The organism is Achromobacter sp. GQ309 (assembly GCF_059759315.1).
In genome coordinates this window covers 102,947-120,064 of record NZ_JCAXDP010000010.1, presented here as the reverse complement: position 1 = coordinate 120,064, position 17,118 = coordinate 102,947, and the positions used below count along the sequence as shown (strand labels likewise).

The following is a 17,118-nucleotide window of genomic DNA, read 5'->3' as shown; positions in this document are numbered from 1 at the left end:
AGAGGGCCTGTCCCTTCCGGCGCACCCGCGCGCCTCTGGCTCCGCCAAACGAATACCGCCCAGCCCTATGAACGCCTCGCCTTCCAACGCCCCGGCCTATTCCACGCTGAACATCGCCACCCTGTCGCAACAAGCCCGCTTGCTGCGCCTGACCACCGCGCTTGATGCGGAACTGGTCATCGAGCACATGAGCCTGTCCGAGGGCGTCTCGCGGCTGTTCTCGATGACGCTCGACTGCCTGGCGGCCAGCGCGGAACTGGACGTGGCGGCCTTGCTGGGCAAGGAGATCACCGTCAGCCTGCTGCAGGCCGACGGCTCGATGCGGCACTGGCACGCGGTGGTAGAAGGCGCGGACGCGCTGGGCGCCGATGGCGGACTGGCGCGCTACCGCCTGCATGCGGCGCCGTGGATGGCCGCGCTGGCGTTGCGCCGCGACAGCTTCATCTACCAGGACCTGTCGGTGCAGGACATCGTCAGCGAGGTGTTTTCGGATTATCCCCAGGCCGCGTTCGCCTTCGAACTCACCGAGGCGCTGCCGCCCCGTGCGATCTGCACCCAGTACCGCGAATCGGACCTGGCGTTCGTGGAGCGCATTCTGGCGCAGGCCGGCCTGTGCTACCGGTTCGAGCACCAGCAGGACGATGGCGAAAGCGCCGGCGGCGGCGCACGCCACCGCGTGGTGATCTTCGATGCGGATGCGGCGCGTCCGGAAGACCCGTCGTCACCCCTGCGCTTTCACCGCAGCGACGCCACGGAGACCAGCGACAGCATCACGCGCTTTTCCGCCGCGCAATCCGTGCGTCCGGGCAGCGTGGCGCGCGCGGCGTGGAACGAGCGCTCGTTGACCGCGCATGCCGCGCAGTTGCAGTCGCAGGTGGTCGTCGAGGCGCTGCCCGTGCTGGAAGACTATGACTACGCGGGCCACGGCCAGTACGCCGACGACGATGCCGCCGAACAGAGCGCGGCGCGTGCGATGCGCGCGCACGAGTCGCGGCTGGTGCGCTTCGAGGGCGCAGGCACGGCCCGCTCGCTTGCGCCGGGCCGGGTGTTCGCGCTGAGCCAGCATGACCGGTATGCGCAGGGCGGCGGCAAAGAGGCCATCGATGAGCTTGCCGGCAACCGGTACGTGCTGCTCGACGTCACGCACGAAGCGACCAACAACCTGGGCGGGCAAGCCGCGCAGGTCCTGAACACGCCGGACATGGAGCGCGGCACCTATCGCAACCGCTTCCGCGCGCAGCCGGAGGCGGCAGCGCTCATGCCGGCCTGGCGCCCGCGCCCCACGGCGCCCGAGAGCCTGGCCGCCGTGGTCGTCAGCGCGGCCGACGCGCCCATCACGTCCGACCGCGACCTTCGCGTGAAGGTGCAGTTTCCGTGGCAACGCGGCGAGAAGCCGTTGACGGGCGGCCTGCCGCATCGCTCCCATGGCGACGCCAGCGGCAACGCGCCCGGCGACGACCGGTCCGGCACCTGGCTGCGCGTGGCCAGCGCGCAGGCCGGGCCGAACTGGGGCGCTCATCATCTACCGCGTGGCGGCACCGAAGTCATCGTCGAGTTCATCGACGGCGATATCGATCAGCCTGTCGTGGCGGGCCAGCTATACAACGACGCGGATCTGCCGCCCTGGTCCGCGGGAGAGAACGGCGACGCCAACCATGCGGGCGTGCTCAGCGGCTGGCATAGCCAGGGACTGGACGGCGCCGGCCGCAACCAGTGGGTCTTCGACGACACCAAGGGCAAGCTGCGCACACGCCTGGCAAGTTCCACCGCCGCCACGCAACTGGGCCTGGGCTATCTGGTGGAACAGGGTCTGGACGACGCCAGCCGCGGCCAATGGCGCGGCACGGGCTTCGAACTGCGCACGGATGCCTGGGCCGTGTTGCGCTCGGGCCAGGGCCTGCTGGTGTCGGCCACGGCACGCGAGCAGGGCAAGTCGACACAGGCCGATATCAACGAAGCGCTGCTGTTGCTGCGCGGCGCGCAAGACGCCTCGCGCCGGCTCAACGACAGTGCGGGCCAGCATCAGGCGCGGCCCCTGGCGGCCGCCGAGGGCTATGACGATCTCATCAAGGCGCTGGATCCCGAGCAGGACGGCCGCTACGCCCGCCAGGTCAATGGCCAGGCGGCCGGCAAGGCGATCAACGGCCAACGCACGGCCGAGGCCGACATCGAACGCATCGACGGGCCGCACCTGCTGGTCGACGCGCCGAACTCGCTGAACCTTGCCACACCGGCCAGCGCCGTGCTGCATGCGGGCGAACACCTGCATGCCACCGCGCAGTCCGATGCCCATGTCGCGGCCACGCAGACGTATGCAGCCGTCTCGGCCAAGTCCGCCAGCGTCTTCGCGCAACAGGGCCCGCTGCGCGCCATCTCGGCGCAGGCGCCCGTCTCCCTGCACGCCCACACCGACATCCTGGAAGCGCTGGCCGGGCAGGACATCACCGTGACCTCGTCGGCCGAAGGGATCGAGATCCTTGGCAACCAGCGCGTCACGTTGCAGGCCGCCGGCGGCAGCGTCACGCTCGATGGCGCGGACATCGTGTTCAAGGGGCCCGGCCTGTTCTCGGTCAAGGGCGCCACGCACAACTTCGTCGGCCCCGGCAGCGACGCCGCCAGCCTGCCGGCCCTGCCCAGCACGACGGTGGATGATCCGCTCATCGTCAGCGCGGAACTGGTGCACAAGGACGGCGTGTTCGCCACCGCCGCCAAGAAGGCCGGTACGAGCCTGATGGCGGGCTTTGGCGGCGCGGCGGGTGCTGCGGGCGGTGGCCTGGGCGGATTGGGCGACATGGTGCCGAGCGGCTTGAGCGACCTGGGCAAGACCGCTGCGGGTGCAGCCGGCAAACTGTCGCAACTGGCCGGCCAGGCCAATGCGCTGGCCGGCATGGCAAAGAATCCGATGAGCGCGCTGTCAGCCGCCCCCGGGCTGCTGGGCAACGCCAGCCCTGCCGTCGGCGGCCTGCTGAATACGGCGAAGAACACCATGGGTATGGTGTCGCAGGCGCAGGCCATGGTTGCCAACCCCATGTCGGCGCTGCCGGCAGCCAAGGGATTGCTGGGTAGCGTGGCGCCCGGCGCGGGCGGCCTGATCGACGGCGCCGCTTCTGCTGCGGGCGCGGTTTCCAAGGCGGCTGAACTCGTCAAGAACCCCATGTCCGCCCTGCCGGCCGCCACCGACATGCTGGCCTCCGTCGCACCCGAAGGCGCGTCGAAGATGATCAGCAGTGCCGCCGGATTGGCGGGGATCGGCAGCGGCGCTGGCGGAGCGGGCGCTGGCGTGGCGGGGGGATTGGGTGCGGGTGCTGGTGCTGGTGCAGGTTCGGGTGCTAGTGCTGGTGCGGCTGTTGGCTCGGGGGGTGAAGCCGCTGCCCCAGCCGGTGTTGCCGATAGCGCGCAAACAAGCGCAGGCTCGACACCCGCGGCAAGCGCTGCTGGTGGCCCTGGCGCCACGTCTGGCGGGCCTGCCGCTGCAGGCGGCGCAAGTGCCGCAGGAACTGCCGAGCAAGCATCATCGACCTCGCCGACTGAAGCGGCTGGCCCCGCGTCCGCCGCACCTGCCGGCGGGGCAACAGCGGCCGGAACGCAAGGCGCACAAGGCAGCGCAACTGCCGCGCAGGCGTCGCAACCCGCTGCGGCTTCGCCCGCCACCAACAGCTCGGCCACCACGGCGGACGCCGCTGCGTCGCCTGCATCGGCGCCGAACTCCGCACAGGCTTCCGCCGAGGCTTCAGCGCCTGCCTCTGCTTCGGCATCGGGTCCCGCTTTGGCATCGGATTCGGCTCCGGCAACGGCATCCGCATCCGCACAGACAGCAGCATCGGCGTCGTCATCGACTTCACCATCAGCGGCTGAATCGGCAGCATCTGCGCCGAATGTCACGTCGGCAGCCGCTGACGCGCCCTCCGCAGCGCCGACAGCGTCCGCCAACGCAACGCCGACGCAATCCGCGACGACACCAGCCACCGCCTCGAGTTCCGGCGCGGCGTCAGGCAGCGCAACCGCAGCGGTGAGCGCTTCCGCCGTCTCTGCCACGGGCGCGGCGGCAGGCGTAGCCGCCAACGCCCTGCCGGCCGGGGCCGGCGTGGGGCTGGCCGCCAGCACCGCCGGAGCAGGCAAGGTCGCAGGTCTGACCGCTGGCCCGGCGGACGTGAATCCGTCCGCGGCGGCAATGAACGCCGGCGCGCAATTCGCGAGTCCCGCGCTTGATGTCCAAGGCGCGGGCTCGGCGGCAGAGCTGCCGCTCGCAGCGGTGGACCCATCGGTTGGCGCAAGCGTCGCGCACAGCATGACCAGCGCAAACCTGGCGACGGGCACCGTCGCGGGAACGTCTGGCGCATTCGCGGACATGGGTCTCGCAAACCATGCCGCCGACGCAGGCAGTGCCGCACCATCTCTAGCGGGATCATCCGAAGCATTTGCAGTCAAGGCGCTCGCGAACCCCGCAACCGATGCAAGCATCGCGACGCAAACCATCGAGCGTTCGCCAGCAGCGATCGCCGGCGCAGGTCTCCCGACCGGCGTGACAGATGCAGGCATTGCAGCGACTACGCCAGCGGGAACGTCGGCCGCATTCGCGGGCGCGGGTCTCGCGAGCGACGCCGCGGGTGCGAGCGCAACAGCAAGGCCCATTCTGGATGCAATGGGCGCAGCGGCTGGCGCGACGATGGCCGCAGGCGTTGCCGCCGGCACGATTGGCGGCAAGGTCCAAGCCTCGCGCGAGCCCGAGCCGAGCGCAAGTGGCGCGCGTGCAGCCACGGACGCCCCGGGTTCGGAAACGGCCGCTCCATTTGCCGCCACGGCAGCAGGGAATTCGGCGAGCCCGGCGGACTCCGCTTACCCGGCAGACATGAAGCGCTCCGTCCGGCCCGAGGATGCCGTCTCTGGCTTCGACGCCCCGCCGTCCCTGCTCGCGGGCCTTGGCAACGCCGCGTCTCCCGGCGCCCGCCAAACGAGCGCACAGATCGCGCCCGCTGGCATGCTGGCGACATTGGCCCACGCGATGTCGGCGCAAGCGTCGTCGCAAGCCGACAGCGAAGGCGTCAGCCGCCGTGCCGATGAGGCCCACACCGCCAATGCACCGCGCAGCGCCGCGACCGGCTCCGCTGCCTCCATTGAGAACCCCGACCAGTACGGAACGCCGACACACGGCGAGGCAACGCCCGCCGCGCACGATCGGCATTCCGAATCGAAGACAGCCGCGCTGTCCGCGCTGGCCCTGCTTGCCGCAGGCCGTTCGGGACAGTCCAACGCGACCGCCGCGCCGTCCGCGCGCGCACAGGCAGCGGACGGCTCAGCCACGCTCCCGCACGCGTCCCACGACGCCAAGACCGGCAATGCGCAATCCGGTTCTCACCGCGTCAACACGGCGCGCACCACCGCGCTGCCGAATACGGCCCTGCTCGCCTCATTGGCTGCGGGCGCGGGCAGCCTGCTTGGCACAACGGCGTCGGCAGCCGGCCATGCCGGCCCGCCGGCCTCCGCATCCACGGTGGAAGGCGGCCTGCACGGCGCTTCGGATCTTCCCTCCATGGCTTCGCCTTCCGGCAGCGCCGCGTCCGGAATATCCGCTGGCGACGCCATGACCGGAGACTTTTCGGCGGCCGTGTCCGCGCCGGCGCAAAGCGACGCCGCTGCCGCGATGCCCTCGACAGGCGCATTCGCGCAGCATGCGCCCCCCGCCTCCGCGCCTGACGCCGTCATGAGCGAAGCGACGATGCTGCCGGCAACCACCGATGTTTCGTCCGCCGCCGCGACGTCCCTGCCGCAAGCCTCGATGCAAACGCCGGGCTTCGTGCCGGACGCCGGCACGGCTGGATTGCCGCAAGGCGTCGGGTTACCGCAAGGAGCGGGCTTGCCGCAAGGCGCCGGGCTACCGCAAGAAGCGGGACTGCCGCAAAGCGCCGGGCTGCCCAGTGTGCAGCCATCGGCCGGGGCAGGCATCGCGGGGACGAGCGCCGCCGCCGGCGCGGCCTCCGGCGGCAACGCGACGGCAGGCACGGCGCCGGCCGTGGGCTCCGTCGCCGGGGCCACGGCAGCGCCAGGCGCTGAAGTGTCACCGACCGTCGGGTCTTCCTCCGCAAGCGTGACGGGAGCGCCAGGCGCAGACGGCACGATGACAGGAGCAGGTGCGGGCGCTGATGCAGCCGTTGGCGCGCCCCCAGGCCCCAGCACCCACGCAAGTATCGATGCGGGCAACACAGGGTCGGGCACGGATGCTGGTCCGGGCGCGAACACGGGCGCCACAGCATCCACGCCTGCCGCGACGAATGCTGACGCCGGAGCAACGGCGGACGTTGGCATGGGAGCGGGCGCGGATGCTGGCGTTGGAACAAACCCTCAAGCGGGCGGCGCAGCAGGTGCTGACGTTGGTGCTGGCGCTGGCGCTGGCGCTGGTGCAAGCACTGGCACGTCTACAGGAGCCACCGCGGGTGCAGGGGCAGGAGCAGCCGCAGGCGCCGGGGCAACCGCAGGCACAAGCACCGGCACCACCATCGGAACCGGCGCAGCCGCCACCCCCACCTCCCCCCCGGGCGCCACGCCGCCCATCAACCACCCCTCCGCCACGCCGACCGCGTCGCCCACCACCACCGTCTCAGGCGCCACCGCCCCGCCTACCGCCGTCACCCCGGCCGGGAGCCCTGACGCTGTCCTCGGCAGCACGACGGCGCAGGCGGCGGGCATGTCCGACCGCGCGCCCGCCACGAGCGCCACCGATCTGTCCGCCGCGGGCGGCGCAGGCGCGGTGGCGAGTGCGGGCGCGGCAACGGGCGCCGCCGCCGCTGCGGGAGGCGGCGGTTCAGGCGCTGCGGGCTTCGGCGCGCTGGCGGCGGGCGGCGGCCTTGCCGCCGTTGCGCAGCAGGCCAGCGCCGCGTCCACGGCAATGTCCGGCGCGTCCACGCTCCTGTCCGGCGGCGTCAGCGCCAGCGTCGGCGCCGCCATCGTGCCGGTCATGACGCAGGCGTTGAACGCGGCCGGCGACCGTGCCGCCGCGCTGGGGTCCGCCGTCGACACGCTGTTCACGCTGCCCGACGTCAAGCAGGCCAACATCCCCGCCGTCGCGGGCGCCATCCTCAGCATGCCGGGGTTGTCGTCCTCGTCGGTGCCCGGCGTGATCGGCGCCATCCTGCAATCGCCCACGCTGGCCACGGAAACGCTGCCGAAAGTGGCCGAGGTGCTGATGAAGATCCCGGGCGTGGCGGAATCGCCGCTGCCCCAGATCGCCCGCGATGTACTCGACACGATCGGACTGGGTCCGGTCGCACGCACGCAAGGCACCAACCTGCCTGGCGGCATGCCTCCGATGGGCGACGCCGGCCGCGTGGTCCCCAGCGCATCCACCTATCGCGGCCGTCAGGACGGCGCGCGCCTGCAATACGTGAACCTGGAACGCGCCGACGAGCGCTGGAACGACGGCAACGCGCTCACCACCACCGAGCGGCAGACCCGGCGTCCCCGCATCCACGTGGAATTCAACCGCCCGGGCGCGCACCGCTTCACCATCACCGTCAAGCCGGATACCGGAAACATCACGTACTCCAGCCGCGAACGCGGCCGCCGCGCCAGCTACCAGGAACCGCACACCAACCCGCGCAGCTACGTCACGGATGCCGACGGCACCCGCATCGTCGATGACATCGACCTGCCCGCCGCCGGTCGCAACGTCTATCTGTTCGAAGTGCGCGACGAACGCGGCCAGCTCATCAAGACCGAACGCGTCGAGACCGCCCGCCGCCTGTACGTCCAGGAAGTCATGTGCATGAGCACCCGTCCCGCCAACCATCTGGCCGACGTGACGCCCGTCACCGCGGAATTCGCGCTGCACGGCATCGACATGATCCAGCTGCCGCGCCTGCAATTCCGTGGCCGCTCGGCGGTGGACGCGGCGGACCACGTGGACTCGCAGCAGGCCATCATGGATGCCGTGCGCCGCGTGTACGCCACCTCGCCAGGCAAACAGCGCGAGCCCTACACGCTGGTGGTCTGCCACGTGGACAGGCTGGCGGCGCCCGGCACCAGCGGCGACATGCGCCTGCCCGTGCCCGCCGGACCGGGCGGCCGCGTGATGACGGTGCCCATCGTCAACGACGACCGCACGCTGGCCAGCCTCTGGTACGAGTTCGACGACAGCGACGACTGGCTCGTCCACGCCCGCTACATCTATACGGACGCGTCGGGCGCGGAACGGTCCATTCCCATCCCGCGCCACCTGATGACGCCGCTGCGCGAAAGCTCGGGCGCCGTCTTCTCCGTGAGGGTCGACCTGACCCAGATCTCGTCCACGTCCTTGAACGGCGTGCTCAACATCCAGTTCAACACGGTGGCCGCCAGCTACGCGGGTCTGGCCATCACCGGCACCAACCTGCTCTTCGTGTCCACGCTGGATCCCTACGTCCCCAACTCGCAGGCGTACCTGACGGAAACGCTGGCCCACGAAATGGGCCACCTGCTCGGCATGGTGCCCAGCGGCCCCGATTGGCCCGGCCTGCGCGACGAAGACCCGTCGGCCGACGATTCCAAGCTGGATCCGCCGCAGCACTTCTACTACAACATGGGGGGACACTGCTACTTTGGCCTGCCCAACCGCAATGGCCAGTACAGCAGCGAGATCGGACAGTGCGTGATGTACGGCATCACCTGCGCCAACATCCACTTCTGCCCCAGTTGCAGCAAGGCCGTGCGCAAGGTGGACTGCTCGGAAGGCTGGACCTCATTCTGACGACGCCCCCCCCTGATCCCCTTCGCTCTCTGACACGACATCGACATGCCCATCATGACTACCGACTGGATCGAGCCCGCCTCCTTTGCCTCGGTGCCCACGCACTCGCAGCAGGAACACGCCTGCATGCCGCCGCTGCAAGGCTACGACGCGCAGATGCGCATCGCCGCACCCTCGCGCGTGAAGATCCGCGACGGCAGCACCCTGACGATTCCCATCTGCGCGCGCGGCATCCTGCCCGTGATCGACAATCCGCAACTTCCCCGCTTCGTGGCGAAGGATACGCAAACCGGCAAGGTCTACCGCGGCGTCGCGTTCAACTACGTGCGTCCCAAGCTCCCCAACGTCTCGGTGGACCCGCGGGAAGGCGGACCGCGCCCCCCGAAGATGGCCCTGCCCCCGGGCATGACCGTGGAAACGCGCTTCACCACCGACATGGCCGGCGTGCTGCATTTGCCGGCCACGCCGGCCACGTACGAGGTCTACATCGAGGCCGAGGATGTGAAATCGAACACGGTGACCATCGAGGTCGAAGACGGCAAGAAGTGAACCTCGGCAAGAGGTGAAAGTCGGCCAGACAAATGAAGACGGCCCTGCTCTGCAGGGCCGTTTGTCCATCACCAACACGCCTCCGTTCAGGGCCGCGCAGGCGTCATCTGCCGGATGTTCTGCTCGTTGCGCGCGGCCATTGCCTCCACCTTTTCAGCGTTTTTCATATCCTTGGCGCGCTGATCCATCTCGGCCTTCGCATCGGTCTTGCCGAACACATCCTTGTCGCGCACTCGGAAATACATCCGGGTGCTGGCCAGCAGATGGTCAGGCCAACTGCTCAACATCGCGTCATGCACCAGCCAGTCGAACAGCGTCATGACCTTGGGCGGCAACTGCGTCTTGCCGTCGCGCGCATCGCGCCAGGCGGTCAGCAGACGCTGCTGCATCGCGCGATCGGCCTTCATGTCGGCAAACGGGTCCGGCAGCGACTGAACATAATCGGCGTCGCCCGGCCTTTTGCCGAGGCGCATGTTTTCCATGGCGATCGTATCCTGCTCCCACCTTTCCATGGTGCGAAGCTGCTCGGGGTGGTTGCGTTCCATGTCCTGCCGCCGCTGCTCCGTCGCCGCATCCTGGCGCTCGGCTTCTTCCAAGCCCTTGTACTCTTCTTCCAGGCGTTCCCACAGCGGCAGGAAGCGCTGCGGCGGCGCTTCGCCGCGGCTGGCATTGGCGCGCTCGCGGCGCTCGTTGGCAAGTGCTTCCAGTTCCCGCGCACGCGCCGTGGTCTCGGGCTTGGCAAGCTCCTCGCGCGAAAGCATGCTCAAACGCCTGCGCTCTTCTGCGAGCTCCTGCTCCGGCGTGAAGAAGTCCCGGTCCTTGATCCACGCTTCCGCGGGGTCCGACATCCCGGCGCGAAACACGGGGTCCTGATAACGCACCGCCAGCCAGCGCAGAAAAACTTCCATGTGCGGCGCGAAATCGCAGCCGGGTTCGTATTTGACGATATCCCGGTAGGCGTCGACCAGTTCCTGAACGTGATAGGTCTGGCCTTCGTCTTCGATCGAGCCGGCCAGGCTCAGCATCCGGTAAAGCGCCAGATCCCGGACCACCAGGCTTTCCATGCTATGCATTGCGGCGCCGTGCGCGAGCGCCAGGTTCATCATCTCGCGCAAGGGAACCCGGGATAGCGATGCGCGAGTGCCCAGTGACCCCAGAGGGGCCACGCCGGTGACATCTCCGCTCGAGCCGGGATAGAGATATTGCAGACCACGCGTCTTTTCCAGGGAATCCAGCCGTTGATTGCGGCGCAGTTCATGCGCCGCTGCGAAATGCACGGCCTTCTCCACAGCGGCGGGTACGGTCAGAGTGCGGTCCTTGTGCGTCTGTTTGATCAGATCCGTGAAGGGGATGAATTCGAGGAACCAGCTTTCTTCCATGATGGAAGCGACACTGTCGAACAGCCCCAGGAACCGGATGACGATCTTTGCGTCCGGCGCACCATCTTTTCCCGGGATGGCCAGATCCGTGTCGTGGCGGCGCTTGTACTTCTTGACGATATCGTTGATGAACTGCTTGGCGATCACCCCGCCACGATCGGCGCCAAAAACGCAGATCTCGATACGCACGACTTTTTCCGTGCCCGAATTCTCCGCCTGATAGGCCTGCTCGAACTGACGCCTGGCCGCGTCCAGACGCGTATCAACGCCCGTTCCCATCAATTCGGCGACGGCGGCATTGTCCCGGACGACCGGCACGCCTTCCAGTAACGTGGCCTTGGCGGCGTTCTTGCCCGCAGTCCAGGCAACCTTCAGCGGATTCTTCTTGAAATCCGACCAGAAGCCGCGAACGGTGGCCTTTGTGCGATTGCGGATTCGCTCGGGATCCAGGGCATTCCAGATTCTTACCGTCTTTTCGGGAAGCGACTGGACGTCTTTGACGACGTCCTTGTATGCCTTCACCATCGGGTGGAAGGACCCATCCTTGATGGATTGCTTGACAGCCGATTTTGCGCGCCCCGAGACATCCACATCGGGCACTTCATCAATACGCGTAATGTTCTTCGCGGCATCCTGCGCACTGGAGACTGCCTTGTCGACCATCTTGCCGCCGGCAAGCGTAAGCGCGCTGACGAGGATATTTTCCTTGGCGCCCTCATTAAGATCGATGCCAAGGCCGGAATAGTAAAACCCATACCAACGTTGTTTGTTCGTGACGGGCTTGTTGCCTGCGTTGTAGTGCGCCATCCACAACCGGCTGACGTTGGACAGGAACGTGGGGTTTTCCTTATCCAGATCCTTGTTCCGCCCGAAGCCGTCGAAGAAGAATCCCATCCGCAATGTGATTCCGCATTCCGTGCAGGAGTCCTTGGGATAGGCCGCCTCATTCTCGGCCATCGCCTTCAACACCGATGCGGGAGTTCTATCCTGTTCCGGAAGCTGATCACTGGACATGCTTTCCTCCCGCCGGCTTGCCGGTCGCCTTGATCCGCGCAATCTGCTCTTCCGACAAGGCGGCCACGGCGCGGCCAAAGTCGCCGGGCTTGCGGTCTGGGGCGTTCAGCACCGCCGCCACATCGGGGTCCTTGCCGAACTCGGAAGACACAATGAAGTGCAGATACATATAACCCCGCAAGTCTTCGGCGTCTTCAAGTCGATAGGACATCCACGCCTTTTTGGTGACCCTGGCAACTTCGTTGGCCAGATAGCTTGCATCCTTGTACCCCACAAGCTCGTCACGGTATTTCCCATACAACCAGCGAGTGGTGTCGACGATCGGAATTCTGACTTGCCCTTTCAACTCGCGGCTCAAGGCGAGCTCCATGTGCTCATCCGGATAGATGTGCAACTCCAGAATCAGCGATCCATCCCCTTCGGGCACTTTCGTGGCGGGGAAGTGCACCGTCGTTTCCTTCTTGAAGAGCATCTCCTCGAACTTGTCGTCGAACAGGTGTTTGCGGAGCACGTCGGGGTCGCCTCCGCTCCATTTCACCTTGAATTCCGTACCCGAAAACGTATAGCAGCAAGAGACGCTTCCTTCGCCGCCGCCCGATGGGAGCGTGCTGGAACTTGCCACGCGACCCGATGCATCGCTGATGCGAACGGGCTCCAGGTTCCATGGCGTGTAGTTGTACGTAATGAAGCTCACCCCCTTATAGGTAGGTTCGGCATTGCAGCCCGCCAACAGGCCCAGCCACAGCAGTACTCCGATCAAACCCTTACGCATTCATCGCTCCCGAGTTGTCCCGCCATACCCACTTCCAACATTCTTATCTCCACGTGGTGCACCAGCCGCCTTCAACTGCGCGATCTTCTCTGCCGGCAACGACATCACCGCGCTGCCAAATGCGCCGGGCTTTCGAGCCGGGTCCTTCAAGAGGGCCGCAATCTGCGCGTCCTTGTCGAAATCCGAAGCGACGACAAAATAGAGATACATGTAGCCCCGCATGTCCCCTTCGTCCTCAATCCGATAACGCGTCCAAGCCTGCTTTGTCACCTTCGCGAGCACATACCTCAGCTCGTGAATGCTTCTGTAATTCTCGAGTTCTTCCTTGTGATGCTTGTATAGCCAGCGCGTGGTTTCAACGATGGGAATCCTGACTTGCCCCAACAGTTGACGGCTGAGGGCCAACTCCATGTGCTCGTCCGGATAGATGTGCAATTCCAATATGACGGGTCCATCGCCCGGAGGCGGCCCCTGATCTTGCAGACGCGCCTTCGTCTCTTTGGTGAAGATCACGTCATCGAACTTTCCGTCGTACATATGCTTGCGCATCAAATCGGCGTCGCCCCCTCTCCACTTGATCCTGAAGTCAGTACCTTTCAGCGAATAGCAACACGAGACGCTTCCTTCGCCACCCCCTGATGGAATCATGCCGCTTGCGGCCACACCGCCAAACGCATCGGCTATTTGAACGGACTCAAGATCCCAGGGCGTGTAGTTGTAGGTGATGACGCTCACCCCTTGATAAGTGGGCTCTGCGTTGCAGCCAGTCAACAGGCCAAACCAAAGCAGCATGCCGGCAAGTGCTTTACGCATCGCCGCGATCCCTCCCCGCCCGATGCACCGCATCCCACACCGCATCCGGCACCGCCTCCAGCGCTTTCGCCAGCCCGCCCTCTGCGCCAGGCCGATAGGCGCGCAGCCCATCGGCGATCAAGGGATGCTCATCGAAGCGCGGCGAGATCGCCACGCCCCAGGCGACGTAGTCGAACGTGTCCTTATCTCCCGCCACGCCGTGCGCGCGGGCACGTTCCAACTGCTTCTGCACGCGGAGCACCAACGTGTCCTGATCGGGATTGCCGGGCAGCATGTCTGGATAAAGCCGGCGCAACTGCACCGCCAGCTTGTCGGGGTAGTCCAGATCGAACAGCATCTGGTGCTGTTCAGGCGAGAATTTTTCGATACCTTCCGGCCGTGCGGCGGGCAGCCTGCCCGCGCCCGGCAATTCAGCCAGCGTGCCATCGCGCAGCGCGTAGCGCAGCGTGACGAACGGCCCGGCGAATCGCGCGCGCTGCTCTGGCGTCCAGACCTGCAACACGCGCGCGAGGATGCGGCTGTCGTACCAATGCAGGAAGAACTCGCTCGCGTCCGGCAAGGCGTAGTCGCAGAACGGCCCGAAGTGCGCGATCAGCTTCTCCAGCGGCACGGCCGACGCGAAGCTCATCATCGCGTAGCGGCCGCCGGAACGTTCGTGCAGGGCTTCCAGCACGCGCACCAGCACGGTGCTGAAGTCCCCATGGCGCGGCCCGCGCAGTACGCCTTGCGACGCGCCGTCCACTTCGATCAGCAGCGGCGCCACGTCGCCGTAGATGTCCAATCCGGTCTGCGCCCACACCGACCCGAAACTCAGGTCTTCGGTGGCCGTCAGCCGCGCCAGCAGGTCCGGGTGGCCGCGGAAGTCGACGATCACATAGGCGCGCGCGGCCTCGCCATACGGGCCGCGATGATGGGGCAATTCGGCGAACGTGGACAGCAGCGCGTCCTGCCAGGAATATTGCATCGCCGTCATGCCTTGTCGGTGATGGACTGCACGCTTTCCTGAGCGTCAAGAATGCAGGTCTTGCAGACGGTGAATTGCGGGAACGGATACGGCATCTGCGTCGGGCCGGCGAACTGCTTGTTGCCGGTCTTGACATCGATGCGCCCCGGCGCCGTCACGGTGATGTTGCCGCCTTCGATCACGATGCTGGCGCCCGCCGCATTGGCGATGCGGATGCGCTGCGGCGACGCGTACTCGATGCCCGCGTTGGCGCTGACCATGCGCAGGTCCTGTTGCGCCTGCACGGTCAACGTGTCGTGCTGCGAAATGACATCGACCTCGCCGGTGCCGGCGATCAGGTCCAGGCCGGATTCCGCGCCGCCTGTCTGCACGCCGGCCACGATGCCCAGCGCCTGGCCGGTATGCACACGCAGCGAACCGATGACGGCCAGGTTGTGGTCCTGTCCCGACGACCAATGCACGAGCTCGCCGGCCGCCACCTGGACATTGCGCCCCGCCGCCTGCGTCAGCCCCGCGCGTCCCGCCATCAGCACCAGCGGATCGGTCAGGTGCGGCACCTTGCCGTCGACGACTTCGGTGTGCTTGGCCGACGCGTCGCCGGCCGCGCCGCCCACGGCCTCGCCCGCGACGGTGCCCGACACCGCGTGCGTCATGGCGGCCAGCGGCGCGCGTTCGCCGTCCAGCCGGCTCGCGCCGGCCGAGGCCGTGCCGCGCGCCGAGGCCAGCCGCACGCCCTGATGGGCGCCGATCACGCCGTCGAACGACTGCGCCATGATGTCGGCCTGCCCGGCCAGCGCCAGCGGCCCCGCCGAATCGCCCGCGGGCTCGCTGCCGGCGGCGGTGTAGGTGGTCAGCAGCACGCCGCTCCCGCCGCGCACCGCGCCAAACGCATCGGTGCGCAGTTCCGCGCCCACGCCGCGGACGTTGCCGCGATAGTTGCCGCTTTGGTGGATCAGATGGCCAAGATTCAATTCGCTGGCCGCCAGCGAGGATTTGATCTGCATGCGCAGCTGGCCATCGCTGTCGTCGAACACGATCTGGTTGTAGCCGTCGCCGCCGAATTCCTTGCTCTTGAAGCCACTCAACGCGGCTGCGTTGCGGTGCTGATCGTCGCCGCCGGCCGCGCCGTGCCACGCCGGCGCGTTGCCGCTGGCCAGGTTGGCCTGCGCGCTGGGTTTGCCGTCGATGGCCGCCGCGTACACCTCGGTGTTCATCGGCTCGCCCGCCTTGCCGCCGGGCGTGGACGGAATGCCGCCCTCGCCGCGCCCGTTGTAGAGCGCGCCCACGACCAGAGGCTGATCGATGTCTTCGTCCAGGAATCGCACCAGCACTTCCTGCCCGATGCGCGGCACGAAGCTCATGCCCATACCCGCGCCTGCCTGGCGCTGCGCCACGCGCGCCCAACGGCTTGTCGCCAGACCCTCGCCGTCGGATTGCCAATGGAAGCGCACACGCACGTCGCCGCGCGCGTTGCGATGGATTTCGTCCTCACCGCTGGCCTCGGTCGCGCCGTCGGCGCTGGTGACGATGGCCGTATGGACGCCGACGGCGGACGGGGCACCCGCGAGCCTGGCGCCGCGTGCCGCAGCGGGCAAGGCGCGCCACGGCCGGTCGCAGCGCACCGCGCAGAACCGGTTGGCGTAGCCGACCTCGTGCGCGCGCGCCATCACGGCCGCCTCGGGGCGCCCCACGCCGATATCGGCATCGCCGTGCATCGCATGGCCGTCGTCCTCGGCCCCGTCTTCAAAGCACAGGAAATCGTCCAGGGCGCCCAGCCTGTCCGCCAGGCTGGCGTCGTTCTGTCCGGGAAGATTGTTCACCCCCGCGTGCTCCACGCGATCCAGTGCGAAGTTCGGCTCAAACCCGGCCTCGCCAGAAGGCCCCAGCGGCGACATCTCCTGCAGCGTGAACCGCGTGCCCGAGCGGAAAGTGCGCACCGTGCCGCGGCCGACAAAGGTCTCGGCGCTGGCCTGCGCGGCCTGCATCAGCAGGTTCGCCTGAAATTGGGCGTGCGCCTGGTTCAGCAGCCCGCCGTGTCCCAGCGGCTCGAACCATTCCAGCGCCCGTTCGTCCGCGGCGTCATCGGCGGGGCCGGCCAAGGCCTGCCCGGTGATGGCGTGCTTGCCGCTTTCATGCCAGGCCAGCACCGTCACTTTCTCCACGGTGCGGCGCATGCGGCGCGCGATGGCCTGCACGCCGTCGCGCGATTCGCTCGCATGAGCGCGCTGGAACCGTACGCCCGCACCCGCCGATTCCGCGTCTTCGGCCAGACTGCGGCTGTCGGCGAAGATCAGCACCGCGTGGCGCGACGGTGCGCTGTCGTCTTCGACGGTGGTCCAACCCAAACCGGCTTCCGCGAGCAGGCGCGACAGAAAGGCGTAATCGGTTTCACGGTACTGCGTGGTGTAGGGCCGCGCCGGCAGGCCGGCCAGGTGATCTTCCACATCGGAAGCCACCTTGTAGGTATAGCCCTCATAGCTGTCCAGCACATGGCGCACGATGTCCAGCACCGGCTGGTTCTCGTAGATGCGGCTGTCGCGCCGCTGCGTGGCAAGCCACAACCAGGGCGCGAGCGTCAGGCGATACCGGGCCATGCCGGCATTGCCGCCCAGCATCTCGGCGGCTCGCACCACGCCGCTGCGGCCGGCCTCGGTGCCGTCGGCGCGCGTGGTCCACAGCGTGGCGGGCCGCGACACCATGTCGTTCAGATCGAGCGCGGCATCTTCGGCCAACGCCACCACGCGCATCTCGCTCAGCGTGCACAGGCCTTCGCGCGCGATCCAGCCTTCGACCTGCAGGGACGACATCGCGCCCTCGCCATCAAGCCGGAAAAGACGGGACTCGGCGCTGAAACTGCCGTTGCTAGCGTTGACAGCCATGGAAGAAAAACCTCATGGGAACGTGGGCG

Annotated in this window: 7 protein-coding genes; 2 read left to right on the top strand and 5 right to left on the bottom strand. The window is 67.6% G+C overall.

Going from position 1 to position 17,118, the window contains the following annotated elements; genetic code table 11:
- Positions 1-67 precede the first annotated feature (67 nt).
- Together tssI and AC6CIE_RS25900 are read left to right on the top strand one after the other, a co-directional pair.
- On the top strand, positions 68-8,719 hold the full coding sequence (gene tssI, locus AC6CIE_RS25905) for a type VI secretion system tip protein TssI/VgrG (RefSeq protein WP_498094607.1): 8,652 nt from the start codon (positions 68-70) through the stop codon (positions 8,717-8,719).
- Between the two features lie 45 nt (positions 8,720-8,764).
- A complete protein-coding gene (locus AC6CIE_RS25900) occupies positions 8,765-9,268 on the top strand; it encodes a hypothetical protein (protein ID WP_279975366.1) in 504 nt (167 codons plus the stop codon).
- Between the two features lie 86 nt (positions 9,269-9,354).
- Here the strand turns inward: AC6CIE_RS25900 and AC6CIE_RS25895 are convergent, their stop codons facing one another.
- From AC6CIE_RS25895 to AC6CIE_RS25875, 5 genes are read right to left on the bottom strand one after another with little or no spacing between them, the layout of a single operon-like run.
- Positions 9,355-11,661: a T6SS phospholipase effector Tle1-like catalytic domain-containing protein gene (locus AC6CIE_RS25895; protein WP_498094605.1), complete on the bottom strand. Its 2,307-nt coding sequence runs from the start codon at positions 11,659-11,661 to the stop codon at positions 9,355-9,357.
- Positions 11,651-12,433, bottom strand: a complete 783-nt coding sequence (locus AC6CIE_RS25890; RefSeq protein ID WP_286895814.1) for a hypothetical protein — start codon at positions 12,431-12,433, stop codon at positions 11,651-11,653. Before AC6CIE_RS25890 ends, AC6CIE_RS25895 begins: the two co-directional genes overlap by 11 nt.
- Positions 12,434-13,246: a DUF3304 domain-containing protein gene (locus AC6CIE_RS25885; RefSeq protein ID WP_498094603.1), complete on the bottom strand. Its 813-nt coding sequence runs from the start codon at positions 13,244-13,246 to the stop codon at positions 12,434-12,436.
- Positions 13,239-14,219: a DUF4123 domain-containing protein gene (locus AC6CIE_RS25880; RefSeq protein WP_498094601.1), complete on the bottom strand. Its 981-nt coding sequence runs from the start codon at positions 14,217-14,219 to the stop codon at positions 13,239-13,241. The genes AC6CIE_RS25885 and AC6CIE_RS25880 overlap by 8 nt, the downstream gene beginning before the upstream one ends.
- A complete protein-coding gene (locus AC6CIE_RS25875) occupies positions 14,216-17,089 on the bottom strand; it encodes a type VI secretion system Vgr family protein (RefSeq protein ID WP_498094599.1) in 2,874 nt (957 codons plus the stop codon). Before AC6CIE_RS25875 ends, AC6CIE_RS25880 begins: the two co-directional genes overlap by 4 nt.
- Between the last annotated feature and the right edge of the window lie 29 nt (positions 17,090-17,118).

Bases quoted from the DNA above. Each gene is read 5' to 3' on its own strand.
- tssI (WP_498094607.1), top strand. From the start codon at position 68: ATGAACGCCTCGCCTTCCAACGCCCCGGCCTATTCCACGCTGAACATC.
- AC6CIE_RS25900 (WP_279975366.1), top strand. From the start codon at position 8,765: ATGCCCATCATGACTACCGACTGGATCGAGCCCGCCTCCTTTGCCTCG.
- AC6CIE_RS25895 (WP_498094605.1), bottom strand. From the start codon at position 11,661: ATGTCCAGTGATCAGCTTCCGGAACAGGATAGAACTCCCGCATCGGTG.
- AC6CIE_RS25890 (WP_286895814.1), bottom strand. From the start codon at position 12,433: ATGCGTAAGGGTTTGATCGGAGTACTGCTGTGGCTGGGCCTGTTGGCG.
- AC6CIE_RS25885 (WP_498094603.1), bottom strand. From the start codon at position 13,246: ATGCGTAAAGCACTTGCCGGCATGCTGCTTTGGTTTGGCCTGTTGACT.
- AC6CIE_RS25880 (WP_498094601.1), bottom strand. From the start codon at position 14,219: ATGACGGCGATGCAATATTCCTGGCAGGACGCGCTGCTGTCCACGTTC.
- AC6CIE_RS25875 (WP_498094599.1), bottom strand. From the start codon at position 17,089: ATGGCTGTCAACGCTAGCAACGGCAGTTTCAGCGCCGAGTCCCGTCTT.